21 protein-coding genes are annotated in these 24,418 nt (G+C 73.0%); 4 read left to right on the top strand and 17 right to left on the bottom strand.

Annotated elements, in window-relative coordinates; translation table 11 throughout:
* Positions 1-183 precede the first annotated feature (183 nt).
* Positions 184-390: a hypothetical protein gene (locus IE182_RS08045; protein ID WP_190108971.1), complete on the bottom strand. Its 207-nt coding sequence runs from the start codon at positions 388-390 to the stop codon at positions 184-186.
* Between the two features lie 581 nt (positions 391-971).
* On the opposite strand from IE182_RS08045, the gene IE182_RS08040 reads away from it, so the two are divergent.
* Complete coding sequence (locus IE182_RS08040; protein WP_190108970.1) at positions 972-2,324, top strand: serine/threonine-protein kinase; 1,353 nt, start codon at positions 972-974, stop codon at positions 2,322-2,324.
* A 190-nt stretch (positions 2,325-2,514) separates the two neighbouring features.
* Here the strand turns inward: IE182_RS08040 and IE182_RS08035 are convergent, their stop codons facing one another.
* From IE182_RS08035 to IE182_RS08000, 8 genes are all read right to left on the bottom strand, one after another.
* Positions 2,515-3,333 (bottom strand): TrmH family RNA methyltransferase, encoded by an 819-nt coding sequence (locus IE182_RS08035; protein WP_190108969.1) that lies wholly within the window; start codon positions 3,331-3,333, stop codon positions 2,515-2,517.
* A gap of 120 nt (positions 3,334-3,453) precedes the next feature.
* Positions 3,454-4,692, bottom strand: a complete 1,239-nt coding sequence (gene cobA / locus IE182_RS08030) for a uroporphyrinogen-III C-methyltransferase (protein WP_190108968.1) — start codon at positions 4,690-4,692, stop codon at positions 3,454-3,456.
* A gap of 373 nt (positions 4,693-5,065) precedes the next feature.
* Positions 5,066-8,740: a nicotinate-nucleotide--dimethylbenzimidazole phosphoribosyltransferase gene (gene cobT, locus IE182_RS08025; RefSeq protein WP_190108967.1), complete on the bottom strand. Its 3,675-nt coding sequence runs from the start codon at positions 8,738-8,740 to the stop codon at positions 5,066-5,068.
* A gap of 219 nt (positions 8,741-8,959) precedes the next feature.
* Complete coding sequence (gene cbiE / locus IE182_RS08020) at positions 8,960-10,174, bottom strand: precorrin-6y C5,15-methyltransferase (decarboxylating) subunit CbiE (protein WP_190108966.1); 1,215 nt, start codon at positions 10,172-10,174, stop codon at positions 8,960-8,962.
* A 99-nt stretch (positions 10,175-10,273) separates the two neighbouring features.
* On the bottom strand, positions 10,274-10,918 hold the full coding sequence (locus IE182_RS08015; protein ID WP_190108965.1) for a GNAT family N-acetyltransferase: 645 nt from the start codon (positions 10,916-10,918) through the stop codon (positions 10,274-10,276).
* Between the two features lie 164 nt (positions 10,919-11,082).
* Positions 11,083-11,952, bottom strand: a complete 870-nt coding sequence (locus IE182_RS08010; RefSeq protein WP_190108964.1) for a MetQ/NlpA family ABC transporter substrate-binding protein — start codon at positions 11,950-11,952, stop codon at positions 11,083-11,085.
* A 103-nt stretch (positions 11,953-12,055) separates the two neighbouring features.
* A complete protein-coding gene (locus IE182_RS08005; RefSeq protein WP_229844661.1) occupies positions 12,056-12,814 on the bottom strand; it encodes a methionine ABC transporter permease in 759 nt (252 codons plus the stop codon).
* Positions 12,811-13,860 carry a methionine ABC transporter ATP-binding protein gene (locus IE182_RS08000; protein WP_190108963.1) on the bottom strand — a complete coding sequence of 350 codons (1,050 nt, stop codon included), beginning with the start codon at positions 13,858-13,860 and terminating at the stop codon, positions 12,811-12,813. The genes IE182_RS08005 and IE182_RS08000 overlap by 4 nt, the downstream gene beginning before the upstream one ends.
* A gap of 478 nt (positions 13,861-14,338) precedes the next feature.
* On the opposite strand from IE182_RS08000, the gene IE182_RS07995 reads away from it, so the two are divergent.
* Both IE182_RS07995 and IE182_RS07990 read left to right on the top strand, forming a co-directional pair.
* Positions 14,339-14,698 carry a hypothetical protein gene (locus tag IE182_RS07995; RefSeq protein ID WP_190108962.1) on the top strand — a complete coding sequence of 120 codons (360 nt, stop codon included), beginning with the start codon at positions 14,339-14,341 and terminating at the stop codon, positions 14,696-14,698.
* Between the two features lie 92 nt (positions 14,699-14,790).
* On the top strand, positions 14,791-15,168 hold the full coding sequence (locus IE182_RS07990; RefSeq protein ID WP_190109161.1) for a hypothetical protein: 378 nt from the start codon (positions 14,791-14,793) through the stop codon (positions 15,166-15,168).
* Between the two features lie 22 nt (positions 15,169-15,190).
* Here the strand turns inward: IE182_RS07990 and IE182_RS07985 are convergent, their stop codons facing one another.
* The 3 genes from IE182_RS07985 to IE182_RS07975 form a co-directional block, all read right to left on the bottom strand.
* A complete protein-coding gene (locus tag IE182_RS07985; protein WP_190108961.1) occupies positions 15,191-15,697 on the bottom strand; it encodes a GNAT family N-acetyltransferase in 507 nt (168 codons plus the stop codon).
* A gap of 48 nt (positions 15,698-15,745) precedes the next feature.
* Complete coding sequence (locus IE182_RS07980; protein ID WP_190109160.1) at positions 15,746-16,237, bottom strand: RNA polymerase sigma factor; 492 nt, start codon at positions 16,235-16,237, stop codon at positions 15,746-15,748.
* 113 nt (positions 16,238-16,350) lie between these two features.
* Positions 16,351-17,517, bottom strand: a complete 1,167-nt coding sequence (locus IE182_RS07975) for a glycerophosphodiester phosphodiesterase (protein ID WP_190108960.1) — start codon at positions 17,515-17,517, stop codon at positions 16,351-16,353.
* 212 nt (positions 17,518-17,729) lie between these two features.
* Here IE182_RS07975 and IE182_RS07970 point away from each other — a divergent pair, with 212 nt between their 5' ends.
* A complete protein-coding gene (locus IE182_RS07970) occupies positions 17,730-18,407 on the top strand; it encodes a lysophospholipid acyltransferase family protein (protein WP_190108959.1) in 678 nt (225 codons plus the stop codon).
* A gap of 35 nt (positions 18,408-18,442) precedes the next feature.
* On the opposite strand, the gene IE182_RS07965 is transcribed toward IE182_RS07970, so the two are convergent.
* From IE182_RS07965 to IE182_RS07945, 5 genes are all read right to left on the bottom strand, one after another.
* Positions 18,443-19,273 (bottom strand): alpha/beta fold hydrolase, encoded by an 831-nt coding sequence (locus IE182_RS07965; protein ID WP_190108958.1) that lies wholly within the window; start codon positions 19,271-19,273, stop codon positions 18,443-18,445.
* Positions 19,274-19,474: 201 nt separating this feature from the next.
* Positions 19,475-20,983 carry an MFS transporter gene (locus tag IE182_RS07960; RefSeq protein ID WP_373303524.1) on the bottom strand — a complete coding sequence of 503 codons (1,509 nt, stop codon included), beginning with the start codon at positions 20,981-20,983 and terminating at the stop codon, positions 19,475-19,477.
* Positions 20,984-21,024: 41 nt separating this feature from the next.
* On the bottom strand, positions 21,025-21,573 hold the full coding sequence (locus IE182_RS07955) for a TetR/AcrR family transcriptional regulator (protein WP_190108956.1): 549 nt from the start codon (positions 21,571-21,573) through the stop codon (positions 21,025-21,027).
* Positions 21,574-21,654: 81 nt separating this feature from the next.
* Positions 21,655-23,103: an argininosuccinate lyase gene (gene argH / locus IE182_RS07950; protein ID WP_190108955.1), complete on the bottom strand. Its 1,449-nt coding sequence runs from the start codon at positions 23,101-23,103 to the stop codon at positions 21,655-21,657.
* A gap of 85 nt (positions 23,104-23,188) precedes the next feature.
* Entirely contained in the window at positions 23,189-24,385 is a 1,197-nt protein-coding gene (locus tag IE182_RS07945) for an argininosuccinate synthase (protein ID WP_190108954.1), read from the bottom strand.
* Between the last annotated feature and the right edge of the window lie 33 nt (positions 24,386-24,418).

Below are 24,418 nucleotides of genomic sequence, written 5' to 3'. Positions count from 1 at the left end.
CTGTTCCATGCCCTGCCCGCCTCGGGTGCGAGCCGCCCACAGTCGGCGTGTGACCTGCACAAACGCGACGGCCGGGTACCTCCCCAGGTACCCGGCCCGTCGTGCCGTCCGCCGCACCCCCGTCCCCACGGGGTTATGACCGGTCTGCACCCGGCCCGGGCCGCTCTCCCGGGCCGAAGACGCTCAGCGCCCCAGCATTCCGGCCACGGACGACGCTTGTGTGACGACGGCGTCCCAGCCGCCGAAGGCGACGGCGAGGAGCGCCGCCAGCGGCAGCACCATGGCCACCGCCACGAGCGGGTGACGGGTCGAGGACGGACGCTCACCGAAGACGTCCGTGGCCCGGTGGCCCTGCGGCCGCCGGCCCGTGCGTCCTGCGATGTCCGCCATCGCCCGCTCCCTTCGTGTGTTCGGGAGCGGCGGGCACCTGGCCTCGGGGGACGAGTGTCGTACCCGCCGCTTGCCTTCAACACTAGGGGCGCGGCCCGGGCCCGGCGTCATGCCCTCGTACCGCTTGAACGTTCTCCCGGAGGATGAGGCCGGACCCCGGGGGCTACTCCCCTGGGTGGAGAACCTCCCCCTGACGTTGGGGTCATCCCGGAAGGGTCCTGGTGACTTCCCTCACTTCCGCCGCCCCGGGGCGGCCGTCCCGCGCCGCACCGCCGCCCTGCCCGGCCGCCTCCGCTTCATACGTTCGACTCGGCTGCCCCGCGTCCCGGACCGCCCGCCCCCGGTGGCCGTCGGCCCCGTCAATCCCCCCTGCCCACCCGGCCCTTGAAGCCCAGGTCGCGGGGGAAGAACGGGCCGCCGGCGCCCGGGGCCCCGGCCACGGGCCTCCCGTCGGCCGACGGCAATCCGCTCGCCGACGCATGCGCGGCCTCGCAGCGCGACCGTCCGTCAATCCGTAAGCTGTGCCACGTCAGACGCCGGGAAGCTACGTGGGGAAGCCCCACCGGAGGTAGGGGACGAAGATGACGATGATGCGGCTCCGGCGCGAGGACCCGCGTGTCGTCGGCTCGTTCCGGCTGCACCGGCGGCTGGGCGCGGGCGGCATGGGCGTGGTCTACCTCGGCTCCGACCGGCGCGGCCAGCGGGTCGCCCTGAAGGTCATCCGTCCGGACCTGGCGGAGGATCAGGAGTTCCGCTCGCGCTTCGCCCGCGAAGTGTCCGCCGCACGGCGGATCCGCGGCGGCTGTACGGCGCGGCTCGTGGCCGCCGACCTGGAGGCGGACCGCCCCTGGTTCGCCACCCAGTACGTACCGGGGCCCTCCCTGCACGACAAGGTGAACGAGGAAGGGCCGCTGTCGGCCGCTCAGACCGCGTCCATCGGCGCGGCGTTGGCCGAAGGGCTCCTGGCCGTGCACGACGCCGGCGTGGTCCACCGCGACCTCAAGCCGTCGAACATCCTGCTCTCCCCCAAGGGCCCCCGCATCATCGACTTCGGCATCGCCTGGGCCACCGGGGCCAGCACGCTCACCCACGTGGGGACAGCCGTCGGATCGCCCGGCTTCCTCGCCCCCGAGCAGGTGCGCGGCGCCGCCGTGACGCCCGCCACGGACGTCTTCGCGCTCGGCGCCACGCTGGCCTACGCCTCGACGGCGGACTCTCCGTTCGGGCAGGGCAGTTCGGAAGTCATGCTCTACCGCGTCGTCCACGAGGAGCCGCAGCTCATGGGCGTCCCCGACGCCCTCGCCCCCCTCGTGCACGCCTGCCTCGCCAAGGACCCCGAAGAGCGGCCCAGCACCCTGCAGCTGTCCCTGCGGCTCAAGGAGATCGCCGCCCGCGAGGCCCACGGCATCGGCGAGGGCCGGCCGCCGTCGCCCCGCCGCGAGCCGGACCGGCCCTCCGCCCGGCGCGCCGCCGAGTACGAGCGCCAGCGCACCGAACGGCGGCCCGGGAGCTCACCCACGCCGCGGCCGCACGCGCCCCAGGGAATCCACGGGGGGCGCAGCGGGCACGGCGGGCACGGCGGACATGCCCCGCAGGGGGCTGCCGGAGCCTCCGGCCCCGGCGGGGCCGCGGGCGCCGGCCGCGGCAACGACGGGCGGACGGTGGCGCAGCGGGGTCAGAGCACCGGCGGCCGTAAGACGGCCCCTCGCGGCGGCGGGCGCACCAGGCCGGCGACGCGGCGGCCCGGGCCGGACCGCAAACTCCTGCGCCAGCGGCTCATCGTCTTCGTGGTCGTGACGCTGCTCGTCGCGCTCGGCATCGCCGCCGCCCAGGGCTGCCAGGGGCCCGCCCACAGCATCGGAGAGCTGCCCGGCGGCAGTCCGCAGGGCGGCGGCCACCACGCCGTGGCGGCCCCCGCGGATCCTGCGGGCTGAGCCTGCGCGGCCCCTCCGTGAGCCTGAGCCTGCGCGGCCCTTCTCAGGGCCTGAGCCTGCGCCGCCCCTCCTCAGGGCCTGAGCCTGCGCGGCCCCTTCTCAGGGCCTGAGCCTGCGCCGCCCCTCCTCAGGGCCTGAGCCTGCGCCGCCCCTCCTCAGCGGCCCCTTCTCAGGGCGCCCGCCGCCCTGCTCAGGCCGGCGGGCGGCCCGCCGTCACGGCGTAGAACGCCACTGCCGCCGCAGCACCCACATTGAGCGAGTCCACTCCGTGGGCCATCGGGATGCGCACCCACTCGTCCGCTGCCCGCAGCGCACGGGCCGACAGCCCGTCACCTTCCGCCCCCAGCATGAGCGCCACCCGGTCCAGCCGGTGCGGCGCCGCCTCGTCCATGGACGTGGCCTTCTCGGCCGGAGTGAGGGCGAGGACACGGAACCCCGCTTCCCGTACGGTCTCCAGATCGCGGGGCCAGCTCTCCAGCCGCGCGTACGGCACCGAGAAGACCGCACCCATGGAGACCTTCACCGAGCGCCGGTACAGGGGGTCCGCGCAGTCGGGCGAGAGCAGGACCGCGTCCATGCCGAGCGCCGCCGCGCTGCGGAAGATCGCGCCGATGTTGGTGTGGTCGTTGATCCGCTCCATCACGACGACCCGGCGGGCCGTGCGGAGCAGGTCCACCGCCTGCGGAAGCGGCCTGCGCTGCATGGACGCCAGCGCGCCGCGGTGCACGTGATAGCCCGTCACCCGTTCGGCCAGGTCGGGCGTGACGGCGTAGACGGGGGCGGTGCTCGCCTCGATGACGTCCTGCATCACCTCCACCCACTTGGGCGTCAGGAGCATGGACCGCATGGCGTAGCCGGCCTGGTGGGCGCGGCGGATCACCTTCTCGCCCTCGGCGATGAAGAGCCCCTCCTCGGGCTCGCGGCGGCGGCGCAGCTCCACGTCCGTCAGACCGGTGTAGTCGTACAGCCGCGGGTCGGCGGGATCGTCGATGGTGATGAGTTCGGCCATGGGTGGTCTTGCCTTGTCCCTTGCGGTGATTGCCTGGGGCTCTGCCCCGATGCGGTGGGGGCCCGGGGCCTTGTCCCTTGCGGTGATCGGCCTCGGCGTGGTCCGGGGCCTCGTGCTGCGCTACGGCGCCTGGGCGGGGGCCGGGAGACCCACCGGCACCACATCGCCGATGACGATGACGGCGGGCGGGCGTATGCCCTCCGCCCGTACCTTCTCCCCCGCCGTCGCGAGGGTCGCGTCCACGCGGCGCTGGGCTGCGGTGGTGCCTTCCTGGACCACCGCCACGGGGGTGTCGGCCGAGCGGCCGTGCCGGATCAGTGTCCCCGCGATCGCGCCGATGTTCTCCACCGACATCAGGAGGACCAGCGTGCCGCGCAGCCGGGCGAGTGCCTCCCAGTCGACGAGCGAGCGGGGGTCTTCGGGGGCCACGTGACCGCTGACGACCGTGAACTCGTGGGCCACGCCCCGGTGGGTGACGGGGATTCCGGCGGCGGCCGGGACGCTGATCGAGCTGGAGATGCCCGGGACGACGGTGCACGTGATGCCGTGCTCGGCCAGGGCCTGGACCTCCTCCATGCCGCGGCCGAAGACGAACGGGTCGCCGCCCTTGAGGCGGACGACCGCCTTGCCCGCCTTGGCGTGCTCGACGAGGGCGTTGTTGATGGCCTCCTGGGCCATGAAACGGCCGTAGGGGATCTTCGCCGCGTCGATGACCTCGACGTGGGGCGGAAGCTCGTCGAGCAGGTCGCGGGGGCCGAGGCGGTCGGCGATGACCACGTCCGCCTCGGCGAGGAGCCTGCGGCCCCGCACGGTGATCAGGTCGGGGTCGCCGGGGCCGCCGCCGACGAGGGAGACGCCCTTGGCGCGGGCGCGGTGGTGAGGGGCCGTGAGGGTGCCGTCGCGCAGGCCCTCGATCACGGCGTCGCGCACGGCGGCGGAGCGGCGGGGGTCCTGGCCGGTGAGGACGGCGACGGTGACGCCGGCGGCGCGGCCGGTGGCCGGGGTCCAGGCGGAGGCGGCCTCGGCGTCGTCGCTGCGGACGGCCCAGACGCGGCGGGCCTCGGCCTCGGCGGAGGCGGCTTCGTTGGCGGCGGGGTCGTCGGTGGAGATCAGGGCGTACCAGGCGTCCCGAAGGTCGCCGTCCTGGTAGCGGCGGCGCTCCCAGCGGACTTCGCCGGCCTCGGCCATGGCCTCCACGGAGGGCGTGGCGGAGGGGGAGATCAGCAGGACGTCCGCGCCCGCGGCGACGAGGGCGGGCAGGCGTCGCTGCGCGACCTGGCCGGCGCCGAGGACGACGACGCGGCGGCCGGCGAGGCGCAGTCCGACGGGATAGGCGGCGACTTCTGGGTGCTCGGCCATGGGCGTGCGGCTCTCCTCGTGCGAATGCGCTGGTGGGGACACCTTAAGGGGCGGCGGCGGGTGTGGGGGAGCGCGTTCGTGGGTGCGGGGGCGGGCCGGGACGGACCCTTCTGGGGGCTGGATTATTTACGGCAACCGTCCTGCGTGGACAGTGCTCCGAAAGACGCCGCAAATAACCCTTACGCCCCCTGCCAGGGTCCGTCCCGGCCCGCCCCCTCCCGCCGTCTTCCGACAACCCGTCGGTTCGGGAGCCCGTTCGTCCGCCGGTTCGGGGGCAGGAACCCGCTCGCCCATCGGTTCGGAGGCGCGTCTCCCGTCGGCTTTGGGCCTGAGCCCGCCCGGTGCCACGTGTGCGTGGCACCGGGCGGAGGCTTCAGCTCTTTTCCGCTACGCCCGCGGTGTCGAACGTCGCCACCTCGTGCATCGCACGAGCCGCGCTCTGCACGACGGGCAGCGCCAGCAGGGCTCCGGTGCCCTCGCCGAGGCGCAGGTCGAGGTCGACCAGGGGGCGCAGGCCCAGCTTGGTCAGCGCCGCGACGTGGCCGGGCTCGGCGCTGCGGTGGCCCGCGATGCAGGCGGCCAGGGCCTCCGGCGCGATGGCGCGGGCGACCAGGGCCGCGGCCCCGGCGCTCACGCCGTCGAGGATCACCGGCGTGCGCAGGGACGCGCCGCCCAGGATCAGGCCGACGAGCGCGGCGTGCTCCAGGCCGCCGACGGCGGCGAGCACACCGACCGGGTCCTTCGGATCGGGCTTGTGCAGCTCCAGGGCCCGGCGCACGACGTCGATCTTGCGGGCGTGCATCTCGTCGTTGATGCCGGTGCCCCGGCCGGTGATCTCGGCCGGGTCCGCACCGGTGAAGACGGCGATCAGGGCGGCCGACACGGTGGTGTTGGCGATGCCCATCTCGCCGGTGAGGAGGGCCTTGTTCCCGGCCGTGACCAGGTCACGAGCGGTTTCGATGCCCACCTCGACCGCGTGCAGGGCTTCCTCGCGGGTCATCGCGGGGCCGGTGGTGAAGTCGGCCGTGCCCGGGCGGATCTTGCGCGGCAGGAGGCCGGGCGTGCTCGGCAGCTCCGCGGCCACGCCCACGTCGACGACGCAGACCTCGGCGCCGACCTGGTTGGCGAAGGCGTTGCACACGGCGCCGCCGCCCAGGAAGTTGGCGACCATCTGCGAGGTGACCTCCTGGGGCCACGCCGTCACGCCCTGGGCGTGTACGCCGTGGTCGCCCGCGAAGATCGCGACGGCGGCCGGCTCCGGGATCGGCGGGGGGCACTTGCGGGAGAGGCCGCACAGCTGCGCGGAGATGATCTCCAGCATGCCGAGCGCACCCGACGGCTTGGTCATCCGCTTCTGGCGCTCCCACGCCTCGCCGAGCGCCTTGGCGTCCAGCGGCCGGATTCCGCGCAGGGTCTCGGCGAGCAGGTCGTGGGGGTCCTCGCCGGGCAGCGCGCGGCGCCCGTACTCCTCCTCGTGCACGACCCACGACAGCGGGCGGCGCTTGGACCAGCCTGCCTGCATCAGCTCGGGCTCGTCGGGGAACTCGTCGACGTAGCCGATGCAGAGGTAGGCGACGACCTCCAGGTGCTCGGGCAGGCCGAGGGCGCGGACCATCTCGCGCTCGTCGAAGAAGCTGACCCAGCCGACGCCGAGGCCCTCGGCGCGGGCGGCGAGCCAGAGGTTCTCGACGGCGAGCGCGGAGGAGTACGGCGCCATCTGGGGCTGGGTGTGCCGGCCGAGGGTGTGGCGGCCGCCGCGGGTGGGGTCGGCGGTGACGACGATGTTGACGGGCGTGTCGAGGATCGCCTCGATCTTCAGTTCCTTGAACTGCTTGGCCCGTGCCTTGGGCAGCGACTTCGCGTACGCCTCGCGCTGGCGGACGGCCAGCTCGTGCATCGCCTGACGCGTCTCCTCGGAGCGGATGACGACGAAGTCCCACGGCTGCGAGTGGCCCACGCTGGGCGCGGTGTGTGCCGCCTCCAGCACGCGCAGCAGCACCTCGTGCGGGATGGGGTCGGTACGGAAGCCCTTACGGATGTCGCGGCGCTCGCGGATCACCCGGTGCACCGCCGCCCGCTCTGCCTCCCCGAAGCCCTCGGCCGGAGGGCCGAGCGGCTGCTCGGGCACGGAGGGCTCTGCCTCCGCGTCAGCCTCCCCTTCCGCCTCCGCCTCCGCGGCGACCTCGGCTGCGGCTTCGGGTGCAGTTTCAGCTGCGGCTTCGGGTGCGGTTTCAGCTGCGGCTTCGGCCTCGGCTACGGCTTCGGTGGATTCCTCGGGGGCCGGCGCCTGCACCGCTTCGGGGGCCGGGGCCTGCACCGCTTCGGGGGCCGGGGCCTGCACCGCCTCGGGAGCCGGTGCCTGAGCAGGGGCCGCCTCTGCGGCGGTGGGGGCCGGGGCCTCCACCGGGGCGGGTGCCTGCACTGCTTCCGGGGCCGGCGCTTCCGTCGCCTCCGGGGCGGGGGCCTGCACCGCTTCGGCCACGGGCACCTCGACGGCAACTGCTTCGGGGGCGACTGCCTCCGCCTCCGCCACCTCGGCGACGGGAACCTGCACCGCTTCGGGGGCAGGGGCCTGCACCGCCTGGGCGGCGGGCGCCTCCGCCACCTCGGGGACTGCAATCGGCACCGCTTCCGGGGCGGGCGCTTCCGTCGCCTCAAGGGCGGGCGCCTGCGCCTCTTCCGGTGCCGCGGCGTTCGGGTCGGTGGGCGTCCCGGCTGCGGGAACGGCAGGCGCCGCCTCCGCCTCGGGGGTCGCCTCGGCTTCGGCAACGGCCACCGGGGCCGGCGCCTCGGCCTCGGCGCTCGCCTGGACCGGAACCGCCTCCGGCTCGGGAGCCTGAACCGGAACCATCTCTGTGGCCGGCGCGGCCTCGGGAGCCTGTGCAGCCGGCGCCTCGGCCTCGGGGGCCGCCTGAACAGCAGTCACCTCGGCGGGCGCAGCCTCCGGTGCCGCCTCCGCAACGGGCGCGGCAACCGCCGCAGGGGCTACCACCGGCTCCGGCGCGGGAGCCGCAACGGCCGGCTCCTCCGGGGCAGCGGCAGGCACCGCCACGGCCTCGGGCGCGGGCGCGGGCGTGGCGACAGCCACCGGTGCCGGCTCCGGCTCCGGGGCGGGAACCGCCGGAACGGCCTCCGGCGCGGCTGCGGCGGGCGCCGCCTCGGGCGCCGGAGCAGCCTCCGGCTCCGCCGGCTGTGCCGGCTGTGCCGGGGCCACATGGATGATGTCGGGCTCGGGGGCGGCGTCCTGTACGGCGTCCGGGGTCGCCACCGGCTCCGCCGGGGCCTCGGTCACGGCGGGCACCGGCTCGGGGGCCGACTGCTCGTCAGCCGGGGCCTGCGCCGCGGGCGGTTCGGCGGCGGCAACCGGCGCCGTGGCCTCGGCCGCGGGCTGCGGGGCCAGGTTCGGGACCAGACGGTCGACGAACGCCTGTGCCGCGCCGGGGGCCACTCCCCCGGCGGGCGCGACGGCCTGGGCGCGCTGGCCCGGGACGGCCTGTGCGGCGGCGGGTGACGCCGCCTCAGCCACCGGAGCGGCCGCCTCTGCCGTTATGCCGGGCGCCGCGGCACCGGTGCTCTGCGGAGGGACGAAGGCGGGGGCGTCGTCGAGGTACTCGACGCCGCCGACCTGCGGGGCCGGGAAGCCGACGGGCTGCTGGGGGGCCGCCGGGCCGCGGTCGGCGAGGGAACGGACGACACCGCCGGTGGGGTCCGGCACGGGCGGGCCCATGTGGAGCGGGCGGGGCGGCGCGGCGGCCGGCGCCGGGGGCGGGGTGCGCACGCCGGTGTAGTCGAGGGAGCCCGTGTCGCGGCCGCCGGTCTCGTGCGTACCGGCCTGGGGGGCGGGCTGCTCCATCCAGGCGCCCTGGGCGCCGGGCATCAGCAGCAGGTCGTCCTCGTCCGCGGTGTCGTTGTCGAGGAAGGCATACGTGGAGGTCGCGGGGGTTCCGGTGTCGGCAGGGGCTGCGGCGTCCGCGGTCAGCGGCTGGCCGGGCAGTGCGCCTGCGTTCTCCGGCTGTCCCTCGTCCGGGAACCGGCCGGTGTCGGTCATGCGTACCCCTCGCCCATCGGTAGTGCTCCTTCCAACCGCTCACGCCCATAGACAAGAACGAGCGTGGATGCCTCGCGGCACGTTGTGTGCCGTCCGGTGTCACCCTGCCCTGTACGCGCCAAGCGGGGGGTGCGTTCGGACCATTGGCGACTGTGGTGTCGGACACCGAGCGGCTGCCACAACGATCCGCCAGCCTACCCTCCGCAGGTGCCCCCGGACTCAGGGGTGCGTACGACGGCCGCTCAGCAGGAAGGCTACGGCGCGCTCGCGCTCGGTCCAGGCGGTTGTGTCCAACTCCACTGCCTGGAGCAGCGTGCATTCCACGGTGTAGCCGCCCTCGGCGAGGACGCGGCCGATGGCCTCGGCGTCGTCGCGGGTGGCGGCGTGGGCGACGATGCGCTCGGGGCGCCGGTCGGCGCAGGCCGCGACGACGGGCGCGCCGCCGCCGCCGACGCGGACGACGTCGGGTTCGGGCAGGTCTTCGAGGACCTGGGGGGCGGCGCCCTGGACGACCTGGAGCAGCACGCCGTGCCGGCGGGCGGCCGCGTGGGTGCGCCGGCAGGCTTCGGGGTCGTGGTCGACGGCGATGACGGCGGCGCCGAACCGTGCGGCCTCGACGGCGGCGGCGCCGCTGCCGGAGCCGATGTCCCAGACGAGGTCGCCCACGCGGGGGCCGATCCGGGCGAGTTGGGCGGCCCGCAGTTCGGTGGACTCGCCCTCGCCGAGTCCGGGCCCGTAGGTGCCGGCGGGCGGTGCCCAGCCGCGGTCGGCGGGTGCGGTGCCCGGGTCGCGGCCGGCGATCCAGGCGCCGCCGCGGGTGGTGGGCGTGCCGGAGCCGCCGATGACGATGACGACGTTGGGGTCGCGCCAGGTGTGGTCGGCGGCCCGGTCGGAGGTGACGACGGTGACCTGTTCGCGCTCGGTGCCCAGTTCCTCGCAGATGACGAAGGTGCGGTGGACGTTCCCGAGGAGGAGGGCCAGTTCGGCGGGGCCGGCGCCCGGGGAGGTGAGGACGGCGACCTTGGGGTGGGCGCGGCAGACGTTGACGGCGCGCCGCAGGTCGCGGCTGTGGGCGACGACGACCTGTGCGTCGTCCCAGGGCATGCCGGCGCGGGCGAAGGCGGTGGCGACGGCGGAGACGGCGGGCACCACCTCGATCTCCAGGCCGTGCTCGGGTGCGCGCAGGGTGCGGACGACGCCGAAGAAGCCGGGGTCTCCGTCGGCGAGGACCACGGCCGAGCCGCGGTGCTGGGCGATGCGGCGGGCGGCGAGGTCGACGCTGCCGAGACGGATGCGTTCGGCGGTGGGCGGGACCTCGGGCAGGGCCAGGTGGTGGGCGGCGCCGGCCACGAGGGTGGCGGCCCCCAGGGCGGAGCGGGCCGCGGCCGTCAGCGGTGAGCCGTCCCACCCGATCACCGTGACCCGGTCGGCCATCGTCGTCTGTCTCCTGGGCTTGTTCGGGTCGGGGGCCCACGGGGCGCGGCGGGCAGGAGTGAGCGTACCCCGGCCGGACGGCCGGAGCGGGTGGCGGCGTCAGCGCCAGTCGGGGTAGGCGGCGGCGTAGTCGTAGCCGCTGCCGGGGCGGCTCTCGCGGACCTCGTCGAGGTCCTCGGGGAGCAGGCTCCAGACGATGAGGTCGGTGCGGGACTCGGTCCAGCCGGCTTCCTCGGTGCGGGTGCGCGCTATCCAGGCGCTGCGCAGGACGCCCTCGCTGACGCAGCCGGTCTTCTGGGCGACCTGCTGGGCGGCGGTGTTGTCGGCGGCCGTGCGCAGTTCGAGGCGTTCGAACTTCTGGTCGCGGAAGAGCCACTCGGCGACGGCGAGGACCGATTCGCAGGCGTAGCCCTCGCCGCGGGCCCAGGGGGCGGTGACGTAGGCGGCCTCCGTGGCCAGGGTGCGCCAGTCGGTGTTGCGCAGGTGGACGGCGCCCACGAGGCGTTGGGTGAGGAACTCGGTGACAGCAAAGACGATTCCGCGGCCGGAGGTCCGCTCGCCCGGTGCCCGGCGCAGGGCCCAGTCGCGGGCGTCGGCGGTGGTGTAGGGGTACGGGGCGGAGGTCCAGGCCGTGATGAGCTCGTCGTTCATCATCTCGGCGAGGGCCGGGATGTCCCCGGCTTCGAACGGGCGCAGCACCAGCCGGTCCGTACTGATGGAGATGTCCGGAAAGGTGGAAGTCATGCGCTGCTCCAACGCCGGGGCGGGTGGGCTCGGGGGTGATGCGTGTGTGCTCGGGTGCACCAGCATGCAGCATGGGTGGGTGGGTACGCCAAGCGCCAGGCCCCGCGCACGCCGGATGCGTGCGCGGGGCCTGCGGCCGTACGGGCGGCGGAGGTTACAGGGCGTCAGCTCTGCGGGGTGCCGAAGGCGGGGATGACGGCGCCGTTGGCGAACTTCTCCTGGATGAACTTCTTGACCTCGTCGGAGTTGAGGAGCTTGGCGAGCTTGGCGATGCGGGGGTCGCCCTCGTTGCCCTTCTTGACGGCGAGGAAGTTGGCGTAGGGGTTGCCCTCCGCCTTCTCCAGGGCCAGGGAGTCCTGGGCGGGGTTGAGCTTGGCGCCGATGGCGAAGTTGCCGTTGATGACGGCGGCGTCGACGTCGGCCAGTCGGGAGGGGATCTGGGCGGCCTCCAGCTCGGTGAACTGAACGCCCTTCTTGTCCTCGATGTCGGAGAGCTTGGCGTTGCTGCCGACGCCGTCCTTGAGCTTGATGACGCCGTTGTCGGCGAGCAGCTTCAGCGCGCGGCCCTCGTTGGTGGCGTCGTTGGGGACGGCGATGGTGGAGCCGGAGCCGAGGTCGGAGACCTTCTTGTCCTTCTTGGAGTACAGGCCCAGGGGCTCGATCTCGACGTTGACGACGGGGACGATGTCCGTCTTGTTCTTCTTGTTGAAGTCGTCGAGGTAGGGCTTGTGCTGGAAGAAGTTCGCGTCGACGTCGCCGTTCTGGGTGGCGGTGTTGGGGAGCACGTAGTCGTTGAACTCCTTCACCTCCAGGTTCAGGCCGGCGTCCTTGGCGAGCTTGTCTCTGACGAAGTTGAGGATGTCGCCGTGCGGGGTGGGGCTGGCGGCGACGACGAGCTTGGCGGCCGGGTCGGCGTCCTTGCCCTTCTTCGAGCTGGAGGAGGAGGTGTCGGAGGGGGCGCTGCAGGCACTCAGGCCGAGGGTGAGTGCGGCGGCGGCCGCGACGGCGGCGGTGAGCTTGACGGTGGTACGCACGAAGAGTGCCTTCCTTGCTTGGTTTTCTCTTGGTTCCCCGGGTGTTGCCGCCCGGCAAAGGGTCCGGGCTCCTGGGGGGGGTTACGGCCGTGGAGGCCGTGGCTCAGGTGGTCTTGGCGGGCTCCGCGGCCTCGGTGGCGGCGCGGGGCTTGGGTACGGCGGGCGCCCAGAGCCTGCGCAGGCCCACGGGTGCGCTCTGCCGGCCGCTGCGCCGGTTCAGGCGGCGTACGGCCAGGTCGCCGGCGAGCTGAACGACCGTCACGATGGCGATCAGCAGCACGATGGTGACGTTCATCAGGCCGGTCTCGTGGCGCATGTAGCCGTAGGTGATGGCCAGGTTGCCGAGGCCGCCGCCGCCGACCGCGCCGGCCATGGCGGAGTAGCCGAGGAGCGCGATGACGGTGGTGGTCAGGCCGGCGATCAGGGAGGGCAGGGCCTGCGGGAGGAGCACCTTGAAGATGACGGTGAAGGTGCCGCCGCCCATGGACTGCGCCGCCTCGGTCAGGCCGTGGTCGACCTCGCGCACGGCGGTCTCCACCAGCCGGGCGAAGAAGGGCACGGCGCCGATGACCAGGGCCACGACGGCGGCGCTGGGGCCGATGGAGGTGCCGACGATCATGCGGCTGAAGGGGATCAGCCAGACGAGGAGGATGATGAAGGGCAGCGAGCGGCCGAGGTTGACGATCACGCCGATGACCTTGTTCACCACCACGTTCTGCAGCAGTGCACCCCGGTCGGTGAGGACCAGCAGGAGGCCCAGCGGGATGCCGCCGACGACCGCCCAGACGCTGGACCACCAGACCATGAAGAGGGTGTCGAGACAGGCGTCGCGCAGCAGGGGCTGCATCTCGGTCCAGGTCACTTGGCACCTTCCTTCAGGAGCGCGTCGGCAGGTGCCGGGGTCTTGATGTCGGCGACGTCGACCTGCAGGCCCTGCTCGCGCAGGAAGCCGATGGGGACGACGTTCTCCTCGAAGCGCCCGGGCAGCTCGATGCGCATGCGGCCGACCTGCTTGCCGGCGACGGTGTCCATCGCGGCGCCGAGGATCGAGATGTCGATGTTGTACGTGCGGGAGAGCTGGGAGATGACCGGCTGGGTGGCCGCCTCGCCGTGGAAGGTGACGTCGACGACGGTGCGGTCGGGGCCCGACGGTTCGCCGCCCACGGGGAAGAGCTCTGCGGCGAGCTCGGAGCCGGGGGTGGCGAGGATCTCGGAGACGGTGCCGGACTCCACGACGCGGCCGCCCTTCATCAGGGCCGCGGAGTCGCAGATCGTCTTGACGACCTCCATCTCGTGGGTGATGAGGAGGATGGTCAGGCCGAGCTGCTGGTTGAGGTCGCGCAGCAGCTGCAGGATGGAGCGGGTGGTCTCGGGGTCGAGCGCGGAGGTCGACTCGTCGGAGAGCAGCACCTTGGGGTCGCCGGCCAGGGCGCGGGCGATGCCGACGCGCTGCTTCTGGCCGCCGGAGAGCTGGGCGGGGTACGCCTTGGCCTTGTCGGCGAGGCCGACGAGGTCCAGGAGCTCCAGGGCCTTGCGCTCGCGCTCCTTGCCGGAGACGCCGAGGATTTCGAGCGGCAGCTCGATGTTGGCCTGCACCGTGCGCGAGGAGAGCAGGTTGAAGTGCTGGAAGACCATGCCGATGTGGCTGCGGGCGCTGCGCAGCGCGGCGTTGGCGCGCGGGCCGCGGCCGGCGAGGGCGGTGAGGTCCTGGCCGGCGACGGTGACCGTGCCGGAGCTGGGGCGTTCCAGGAGGTTCACGCAGCGGATGAGCGTCGACTTACCGGCGCCGCTCTGGCCGACGACGCCGTACACCTCGCCCTCTCGGACGTGCAGATCGACGCCGTCGAGGGCGGTGACCTCGCGGCCGCGTGAGCGGTAGACCTTTGTCAGGCCCGTAGTGGTGATCACAGGGGTTTCCGTCACTGTCGAGTGCGCGGCGGTAGGGGTGCCGGCACGGGCATTCATTGCGGAAGCGCGGCATGGGATCCCCGGGGCGGGCGCGGGGTGCGCGGCGCGGGGGTTCCTGGTGACGCGGGGCGAGTGGTCCGGTCCGGCGGTTGGATGCCGGGCGCGGGGTCCACGGGGTCTCGCTTCGGGGCGCGAGGCTACAGAACGGGGGCCCTCAGCGGTCACACATTCGACACATGCAACGAGCAGCACCGGGCGTCGTCATCGCCTCGGTCGCAAGGGTGCGGGTGCTCGTCGTGGTCATGCGGGCAAGTAAAACAGACAGGCATGCGAATCGGCCAAGCTTGTCCGAATGCCGGACACGAGTGATCACCAGGTGGACGGGCGGGGTCGGCATCGGGAGGGACGCACCGGGCGATTACAGTCGTCCCATGCCTGTCGAGCCCCCTTCGTCCACCCGCACCGCCCGGGGTGCCCGTTGATCGGCGCACTGACGCTCGCGGCCGGTCTGGCCGCCCTCGCGCTGGCCGCCTGGTGCGGCTTCGCCTTCTCACGCGACCAGCCCACCAAGGACTGGCACTTCATCGGCATGGCCGTGGTGACGGTGCTGGCCCTGCTGCAGCTGGTCATCGGCGTGGTGCGGCTGGCCGGGGGCGACAAGCCCGGCCAGGGCACGGCGATCTTCGTGGCCTATCTGCTGGGTGCGGCGGCCGCGGTGCCGGCGGCGGGCTTCATGTCCCTGGCCGAGCGGACCCGCTGGGGCTCGGCCACCGCGGCGGCGGGCGCCGTGATCCTGGCCGTGCTCGAAGTGCGGCTCTACGACATCTGGGGAGGCTGACCGTGCCGGAGCCCACGACACAGGACGAGGCACAGGACGGGGCGCAGGAGGAGCGGACGGGCCGCGGTCGGGGCGCGGGGGCCGGTTTCGACCTGGGCCAGGGCCCGGGCCGGCTGCTGGTCTGGCTCTACGGGGTCTTCACTGTCGCCGCGGCCTCCCGCTCGATCGTCCAGATGATCGTCGACTTCGACCGGGCGCCCCTGGCGTACGTGCTGTCGGCCGCGGCGGCGCTGGTGTACGCCTTCATCACGTACTCCCTGGTGCGCGGCGGCGAGCAGGCCCGCAGCGCGGCGCTGGTGTGCTGCGCCGTCGAGCTGGCCGGCGTCGTCGTCGTGGGCACCTGGACGCTCGTCGAGCCGTCCGCCTTCCCCGACGCGACGGTCTGGTCGGACTACGGCATGGACTACCTGTTCATCCCGGTGATCCTGCCGGTGACCGCCATGGCCTGGCTGCGCCGGGCCGAGCGCTGAGGCCCGGCCGGCGCGGCGGCCGTCAGGCGCTCGCCACGAAGGCGGGCGCCGGCACGGCCTCCTTCTCCAGGACCACCAGCGTGAGGGCGCGCGAGATGCGCTCGGTGCCGGTGCGCTCGTAGCCGCGGTTGCGGTACAGGCGCAGGCTCACCTCGCTGCGCTGGCCGGTGGTGAGGCGGTACCGCTTGGCGGACCACTCCCCCGCCAGCCGCTCCTCGATCGCGGCCAGCAGCCGCCCGCCCAGGCCGTGCCGCCGCATGCGGGGGTGCACGATGAGGCCGGTGATGACGGCCGTTCCCTCGCCGTCGACGGTGCCGCGCACGGAACCGACGACCTCCTCGCCGAGCCGGGCCACGAGCACGCAGCCGCTGCCCAGTTCGGCGCGCAGGTCGTCGAGGCTCTGCGTGAGGGGCTCGATGGAGTAGTCGCCGTAGAGCTCGGCCTCGCCCTGGTAGCAGAGGTACTGGAGTTTGAGGATCTGCTCGGCGTCGTTCCCGGCCGCGGCCGAGATGGTCACGCTCATGCCCATGTGCGCATGCCTCCCCTTGTGGGTCGCTTACCGCTCCTTTCCCCCGGGTCAAGGAGCCGCAATCTCTGCCATGAGCATTCTGCGCAGGCATCCCAGGCAGCGGGAACGTACAGGTCCTACAGATCCTTGTGACATTCCCAACTTCCCTGCGATTTCCTGGTAGGTCGGGTCACCCGCCGAGAGCAGCGCCCCCAGCAGCGTGGGGCAGCGGCCGGGCAGGCGGCGGACGGCCGCGCGCAGTTCGCGGCGGGCCTCGGCGGCCAGCACCGACTGTTCGACCCCGGGGCCGGCACCGGCGGGCGGGTCGGCGGTGGGGTCGTAGGGCACCTCGCGCAGCGCCCGGCGGCGGGCGGCGCGGGCCTCGGCCCGTACGGCCGTCCGTAACCGGGCCGCGGCGCCGTCCGCGCGGCGGTCGCTCAGCAGCCGCAGCCAGACGGACTGTTCGAGGTCGGCGGCGTCGATGCCGGCGGCGGACGCCTCGGCGGCGCACTCCGCCTTGAGCAGCGGGCCCAGCCGGGTCAGGAGGTCACTCAGCGTCATGGCGGCGGGGACGTCGCCACGCCCGGCGGCGGTTTCCACCGGCGGGGCGAACCACCCTTCCGGGTGGCGGCCCCGTGCACGGTGACGTCACCGCCGCCGGACCGGGTCGGCGGTTACTTGCGGAACGCGTCCCGCGCCATCGCCGCGGTGTCGGGGTTGTCGGAGAAGATGCCGTCGATTCCCGTGGCGAAGTACGTCCGGAACGCACCGAACGCATCACCGTAGGCGTTCGGGTCCGTGCCGCGGCGGAAGTCCGCCGGCAGGAAGCTGTTCTCGTTGCGCATCGTGTACGGGTGCAGGATCAGGCCCGCGGCGTGCGCGTCGCGCACCAGCGTGGTCGGCTTGGTCAGCTTGTCGTTCTTGTCGCGGGGGATGATGAGGTTCAGCCAGGGGCCGATGCCCTGGGCGAAGCCGGAGACCCACTTCAGGCCCTGCGGGGTGATGAGGTCGGCGACCGTGCGGGGGTCCTTGGCCTCGGTGAAGTCCCAGGGGCGGGTCGTCAGGTCGTCGAGCAGCAGGACCTTCGGGCAGTCGACGCCCAGCTTGTTCAGCCGCTGGAGGCTGCTGGGCTCGAAGGACTGCAGGAAGGTGTAGCCGTTGCGGCCGGAGCGCCCGTAGCGGCGCAGCAGCTTGGCCAGGCGCTCCTCCAGGCCGAGGCCGGCCTTGCGGAAGTAGGTGGGGTGCTTGGTCTCGACGTGCAGCCAGATGCGGCGCCCGCGCTTGCGGCCCTGCTCCTCGGCCCACGTGAGGACCTCTTCGAAGGTGGGCACCTGCCAGCGGCCGTCGTAGAGGGTGTTGTGCTGGCGGGTGGCGGGGATGCGCTCCTTGGCGCGCAGCGTCCGCAGCTCGGCGAGGGTGAAGTCCTCGGTGAACCAGCCGGTGTGGGCCTCGCCGTCGACGGTCTTGGTGGTCTTGCGGGAGGCGAACTCCGGGCGCGAGGCGACGTCGGTGGTGCCGGTGATGTCGTTCTCGTGGCGGCAGACGAGGTGGCCGTCCTTGGTGGGGACGAGGTCCTGCTCGATGACGTCGGCGCCGTTGTCCAGGGCGAACTGGTAGGAGGCGAGGGTGTGCTCGGGACGGGAGCCGCTGCAGCCCCGGTGGCCGATGACGGTGGGCACCGGCAGGTCCTTGTACGAACCCCCGTGGCCCCTGCCCGCGTCCGCAGCCGTCCCCGCCGCCACGGCCGGGGCCGCTCCGCCGCCGAGGACGGCCGCTCCCGCGCCGAGGGCCGCCGCGGCCCCCAGCACCGTGCGCCTGCCCGGCCGCTGCTCCTGCTGCATGAACTCTCCTCGTTCCGTGGTGGTGCGTTGGCCGGGCGATCGTATGCACGTACGACTTCCCTGTTGAAGAACGGAAACGGAACGGAGTGAAAAGTCACGTCAACACTCTGTTTCGAGTCGGTCAATCACACGTGCACAAGGGTGGTACCGGCGAGTATCGTCAGCGACCGCGCCCCGTGCGCCTGTCCCGAACATCACGACCGGAGGGTCCGTTGTCCCGCATCATGCTCAAGGCGTTCCTCGGATTGCTCATGCGCGTCCTGTACCGCCCGAAGGTCGAGGGAGCCGAGCACATCGCCGAGAGCGGGCCGGTGATCCTCGCCGGGAACCACACCACGTTCATCGACTCTCTGTTCCTGGCCCTCGTCCTCAAGCGTCAGGTGTTCTTCATCGGCAAGGACGAGTACGTCACGGGCAAGGGCCTCAAGGGCCGTCTCATGGCGTGGTTCTTCTCGTCGTCGGGCATGATCCCGGTCGACCGGGACGGCGGCAACGGCGGTGTGGCCGCGCTGATGACGGGCCGGCGGGTGCTGGAGGAGGGCAAGGTCTTCGGCATCTACCCGGAGGGCACCCGCTCCCCCGACGGCCGTCTCTACCGCGGCCGGACGGGCATCGCGCGCCTCGCCCTGATGACGGGCGCGCCCGTGGTGCCGTTCGCGATGATCGGCACCGAGAAGGTGCAGCCGAGCGGCAAGGGCATCCCGCGCATCGCGCCGGTGACGGTGCGCTTCGGCGAGCCGCTGGACTTCTCCCGTTACGAGGGGATGGACCGCGACCGCTACGTCCTGCGCGCCGTCACCGACGAGGTGATGAGCGATGTGATGCGGCTGTCGGGCCAGGAGTACGTGGACATGTACGCCACCAAGGCGCGGGCGGCCAAGGCGGCCTGACCCGTTCCCCGTCCCGGCCCGGGGTCAGCCCGGGCTCACGCCCCGCCGAGGCACCGCGGCTGGAAGCCCGGGTCGGCGGGGCCCTTGCGGCCCAGGGCGTTCAGCACCCACTGGGCGACGACCGGGTCCTTGGTGGCCTGGTCGTGCATGTAGAGGTCCAGCGGGCACTTGTCCTGGAGCACCACGTTGGTGAGGTGCTCGGCCGGGCCGGTCAGCAGGGCGCTGGTGTAGGGGATGACGACCTCGTCGTAGCGGGTGGTGACGACGGTGTAGTCGGGGCCGGCCGGGGTCTCGTCGCCCTCGTTGAGCTTCTTCAGCAGGTCGGAGCCGACCTGCTGGTCCACGCAGGACGGGCAGAAGGTCCAGCCGGCGGGGATGGCGAGCGGGTTCTTCGTGCCGTGGTTGGAGGGGACGATGCCCACGAGGTCGTCGACCTTGGCGGCGCCGCCGAGGAACTTCACGTAGTAGCGCGGCATCATGCCGCCCTGGCTGTGCCCGACGATGTCGACCTTCTCGGCGCCCGTGGCGCCGCGCACGGCCTCCACGAAGTCCGAGAGCTCCTGGGCGGCCTGCGGGATCGGGTCGGTCTCCATGTGCCCGTAGTTGAAGGCGAAGACGCAGTAGCCCGCGTCCTTCAGTGCCGGGGAGAGCTTGGCCCAGTTCTCGACCATCAGCTTGAAGGTGCCGTTGACCAGCACGACCGGCTGCGGGTGCGCCGAATCCGGCTTGCAGGACCAGTCGTTGGCGCCCCGGGGCGGGATGTCCAGCGGCGAGGCGGAGGCCGGGGTGGCGTTCAGTCCCATGAGGCCCAGGGCGGCCGTGGCCGCGGCGGTGACCAGGAACCGTGCGGTGGTGCGCAGACGCATGGTGGGGGATTCCTTCTGAGCACGGCGTCCGGCTGTGGACGCCCTCGTCCGAACCGCGTTCGACAATGTCGACCGGTGGACGAGATGTTCTCCGGTGCGTCAGGACGGCGTCAATAGGGTTACTGGCCGGTAAACGTCACAGGGGCCGGGGCTTGCCAGCCCCGACCCCTGTGCGGTTTGCTCATCCGAGCTCTACCCGGCTCAGCCGCCGTAGCCCTCCTCCAGCCGTTGCCCGCGCAGCAGGAACCAGGCCGCGACGGACGTGACCAGCAGCACCACGGCTCCGACGCCGGAGGCGATCTGCAGGCCGTCGACGAAGGCGTCCTGCGCCGAGGCGAGCAGCGCCGCGCCCGTGTCCGCCGGCAGGGTGCCCGCCGACTCGACGGCACCGCCGAGGGACTCGTGGGCCTCGGTGGCCTGTGCCGCGGGAACGTCCGCGGGGACGGCGAAGCCGCGGTAGACGCCCGTGACGATCGAGCCCAGCAGTGCGATGCCGAGGGCGGCGCCGAGCTCGTAGGCCGTCTCGGAGACCGCCGAGGCCGAGCCCGCCTGCTCCTTGGGCACGCTGGAGAGGATCACGTCGGCGGTGACGGTGAACGAGAAGCCGGCCCCCACGCCCACCATCAGCAGCACCGCGCCGAGCACGGGGTAGGAGGTGTCGGGCTCCAGCCACACCAGGGCCCCCAGCGCCAGGCCGATCGCCGCGAGCCCGCCGGCCACCACCGACCGCACCGACCAGCGCCGGGCGGCCTGGCCCGCCAGCAGGCCGGCCGTCACCGCGCCGATCGCCGCGGGCAGTTCGGCGAGCCCCGCCTCCAGGGGGCTGCGGTCCTGCACCAGCTGCAGGAACTGGGACAGGAAGAAGACCAGGCCGGACAGGCCCAGCACGGTCAGCAGGTCCGCCATGACCGCGCCGGAGAAGCCCCGGTGGTGGAAGAGCCGCATGTTCAGCAGCGGCGAGTCCAGGGTCAGCTGGCGCCGGACGAACCACCACAGCGCTCCCGCACCCACCGCGGCCACCAGGCCGATCTGCCAGGTCGGGCCGTGCGTGGCACCTTCCTTGACCGCGTAGACGACGGCGATGATGCCCACCATCGACAGCACCACGCTGAGCAGGTCCCAGGGCCCGGGCGCGGGGTCGCGCGACTCGGGCAGCAGCTTGATGCCGACCAGGACGAGCACGGCCATCACCGGCAGGTTGATCAGGAAGACCGAGCCCCACCAGAAGTTCTCCAGCAGGAAGCCGCCCACCACCGGGCCCACCGCGGCGCCCGCGGAGGCCATGGCACCCCAGATGCCGATGGCCAGGCTGCGCTCCCTGGGGTCGTGGAAGATGTTGCGGATCAGGGCGAGGGTCGAGGGCATCAGCGTCGCGCCCGCCACGCCCAGCAGCGCCCGGGCGGCGATCATCATCTCGGGACTGCTCGCGTAGGCGTTGAGCACCGACACCGCCCCGAAGGCCACCGCTCCGCACAGCAGCAGCTTCTTGCGGCCGATGCGGTCCCCGAGGCTGCCCATGGAGACGAGCAGGCCGGCGATGACGAAGGAGTAGACGTCGCCGATCCACAGCAGCTGGGTGCCCGAGGGGCGCAGGTCCTCGCTGAGGAACGGCGTCGCGAGGCCCAGCACCGTGGCGTCGACGGCGACGAGGAGCACGGCCAGGGCGAGGACGGCGAGGGCGAGCCAGCGCCCCGGCCGCGGCGTTTCCACGCTCTCGTGGGCACCGGACGGCGGGGTGCTGGTCCTGCTGCTCACCGGTCCATCCTCCGCTGCGCACCGCCGAGCAACAGCTCGGCGACCATGCGGGTGAGGTCCTTCGCGGCCACCCGCCCATCGTGCACGGCCCATGCCCCCGAGGCGATCAGCCCGTACAGCGCGTCGGTGAGCCAGGCGGGTGACAGGTCGATGCGGAAGGCACCCTCCTCCTGGCCGCGCACGAAGAGCGCGTGCACCCGGGCGTCGAGGCGGTTCCAGCCCTCGTTGATCTCGCCCTCGAAGAGCTGGTTCTCGCTGTAGAGGAAGCCCAGGATGCCGGCGACCGGCTCGGTGCGCTCGATGAGCCGCCGTACGGCCTGTGCCGCGTCGCCTTCGTCGAGGCGGGCCTCGTCCAGCGCCCGCTCGAACTGCTCGATGCCGAGCTGTTCGAGGGCGCGGACGAGCGCGTCGCGTCCGGCGAAGTGGCGGTGGAGGGTGGCCCGGCTGATGCCCGCGGCCTTGGCGATCTCGTCCATGGAGGCGGTCGCCTTGCGGGTGAGCAGGGCTGCGGCTGCTCTCAGGACACGTTCACGGTCGAGGCTCATGACACGACGATAACCCGAATGAGACACTGATGTCTCATTCGGGCCGTCGCCGTGTCGTTTGTTACCGTCGCGAGCCGATGATCAGCTGTGCCGGGCGCCCGCCCACGCGCGCTGGGCGGCCAGGTCCGCCTTGACCTCCTGCAGCTGCACCGCGACGGCCGACGGGGCGGTGCCGCCGCGTCCGCTGCGCGAGGCCAGCGCGCCGGGAACGTTGAGGACCGAGCGGACCTCGGGCGTCAGGTGCGGGGAGATTGCGGCGAACTGCTCGTCGCTCAGCCCGTCCAGTTCGATGCCCTGCGCCTCGCACTCCTTGACGCACTCCCCCGCGACCTCGTGCGCCACACGGAAGGGCACGCCCCGCTTGACCAGCCACTCGGCGATGTCGGTGGCCAGCGAGAAGCCGGCGGGGGCCAGCTCCTCCATCCGGGCGCGGTTGACCGTGAGGGTCGCCATCATCCCGGTGAAGGCCGGCAGCAGGACCTCCAGCTGGTCGCAGGAGTCGAAGACCGGCTCCTTGTCCTCCTGCAGGTCGCGGTTGTACGCGAGCGGCAGCGCCTTGAGCGTGGCGAGCAGGCCGGTGAGGTTGCCGATGAGCCGCCCGGACTTGCCGCGCGCCAGCTCCGCGATGTCGGGGTTCTTCTTCTGCGGCATGATCGAGGAGCCGGTGGAGAAGGCGTCGTGGAGGGTCACGAAGGAGAACTCCTTCGTGTTCCAGATGATGACCTCCTCGGCGATCCGCGACAGGTCGACGCCGATCATCGCCGTGATGAACGCGAACTCCGCGACGAAGTCCCGCGAGGCCGTGCCGTCGATGGAGTTGCCCACCGAGCCGCGCTCGAAGCCGAGGTCGGCGGCGACCGCCTCCGGGTCCAGCCCGAGGGAGGACCCGGCCAGCGCCCCCGACCCGTACGGCGAGACGGCCGTGCGCTCGTCCCACTGCCGCAGCCGCTCCGCGTCCCGCGACAGCGCCTGGACGTGGGCGAGCACATGGTGGGCGAAGAGCACCGGCTGGGCGTGCTGCAGGTGCGTACGCCCCGGCATGGCCACGTCCGGGTGCGCCTCGGCGAGGCCGACGAGCGCCTCCTGGAGGTCGGCGATCAGGCCGCCGACGATCCGCGCGTGGTCGCGCAGGTACATCCGGAAGAGCGTGGCGACCTGGTCGTTGCGGGACCGCCCGGCGCGCAGCTTGCCGCCGAGGTCGGGGCCGAGCCGCTCCAGCAGTCCCCGCTCCAGGGCGGTGTGCACGTCCTCGTCCGCGACGGTGCCGGTGAAGGTGCCGGCGGCGACGTCGGCCTCCAGCAGCCCCAGGCCCTCGATCATCCGCTGCAGCTCGTCGTCCGTGAGCAGCCCGGCCTTGTGCAGGACGCGGGCGTGGGCGCGGGAGCCGGCGATGTCGTAGGGGGCGAGTCGCCAGTCGAAGTGGACGGAGGCGGAGAGCTTGGCGAGGGCCTCGGCCGGCCCGTCCGCGAACCGGCCGCCCCACAGCCGTACGTCGCCGCCTCCGGCGGGGGCCTGCGCTCCGGTGGTCATCGTCGGTTGCTCCTCTGCGTGGCGCGGTGCTGCGGCCTCCCCGGCCAGGGGGCCGGGGAGGCGCGGGGTGGGGGGTGGCGGTGGACTAGTGGGCCAGGTCCCGCTTGGCCGCGATCTTCGAGGACAGGCCGAAGATCTCGATGAAGCCCTTCGACATCGACTGGTCGAAGGTGTCGCCGGTGTCGTAGGTGGCGAGGTTGAAGTCGTAGAGCGACTGCTCGGACCGCCGGCCGGTGACGACGGCGCGACCGCCGTGCAGGGTCATCCGGACGTCACCGGACACGTGCTGGTTGGCCTCGGCGATGAAGCCGTCCAGGGCCCGCTTGAGCGGGGAGAACCACAGGCCGTCGTAGACGAGCTCGGCCCACCGCTGCTCGACCTGCCGCTTGTACCGGGCGAGCTCGCGCTCGACGGTGACCGCCTCCAGCTCCTGGTGCGCGGTGATCAGCGCGATGGCGCCGGGGGCCTCGTAGATCTCCCGGGACTTGATGCCGACGAGCCGGTCCTCGACCATGTCGAGCCGCCCGACGCCCTGGGCGCCGGCCCGCTCGTTGAGCTGCTGGATGGCCTGCAGGACGCTGACGGGCTTGCCGTCGAGGGCGACGGGCACGCCCTGCTCGAAGGTGACGATCACCTCGTCGGCCTCGCGGGGGGTGGCCGGGTTGGCGGTGTAGTCGTAGACGTCCTCGATCGGGGCGTTCCAGATGTCCTCCAGGAAGCCGGTCTCGACGGCCCGCCCGAAGACGTTCTGGTCGATGGAGTACGGCGACTTCTTGGTGGTCGCGATCGGCAGGCCCTTGGCCTCGCAGAAGGCGATGGCCTTGTCCCGCGTCATGGCGTAGTCCCGGACCGGGGCGATGCACGTGAGCTCGGGGGCGAGGGAGGAGATGCCGGCCTCGAACCGCACCTGGTCGTTGCCCTTGCCGGTGCAGCCGTGGGCGACGGTGGTCGCGCCGTGCTTCTTGGCGGCGGCGACGAGGTGCTTGACGATCGTGGGCCGCGAGAGGGCGGAGACCAGGGGGTACCGGTCCATGTAGAGGGCGTTGGCCTTGATCGCCGGGAGGCAGTACTCCTCGGCGAACTCGTCCTTGGCGTCGGCGACCTCCGCCTCCACCGCACCGCAGTCGAGCGCACGCTTGCGGATGACGTCCAGGTCCTCGCCGCCCTGGCCGACGTCCACGGCGACGGCGATGACCTCGGCGCCCGTCTCCTCGGCGATCCAGCCGATGGCGACGGAGGTGTCAAGGCCGCCGGAGTAGGCGAGTACGACGCGCTCGGTCACGGGGTTCTCCTTACGGTGCGGTGCGCTGCGCTC

Source organism: Streptomyces cinnamoneus (assembly GCF_014650495.1).
Classification (GTDB): Bacteria; Actinomycetota; Actinomycetes; order Streptomycetales; family Streptomycetaceae; genus Streptomyces; species Streptomyces cinnamoneus.
This window is presented reverse-complemented; position numbering and strand designations above follow the sequence as displayed.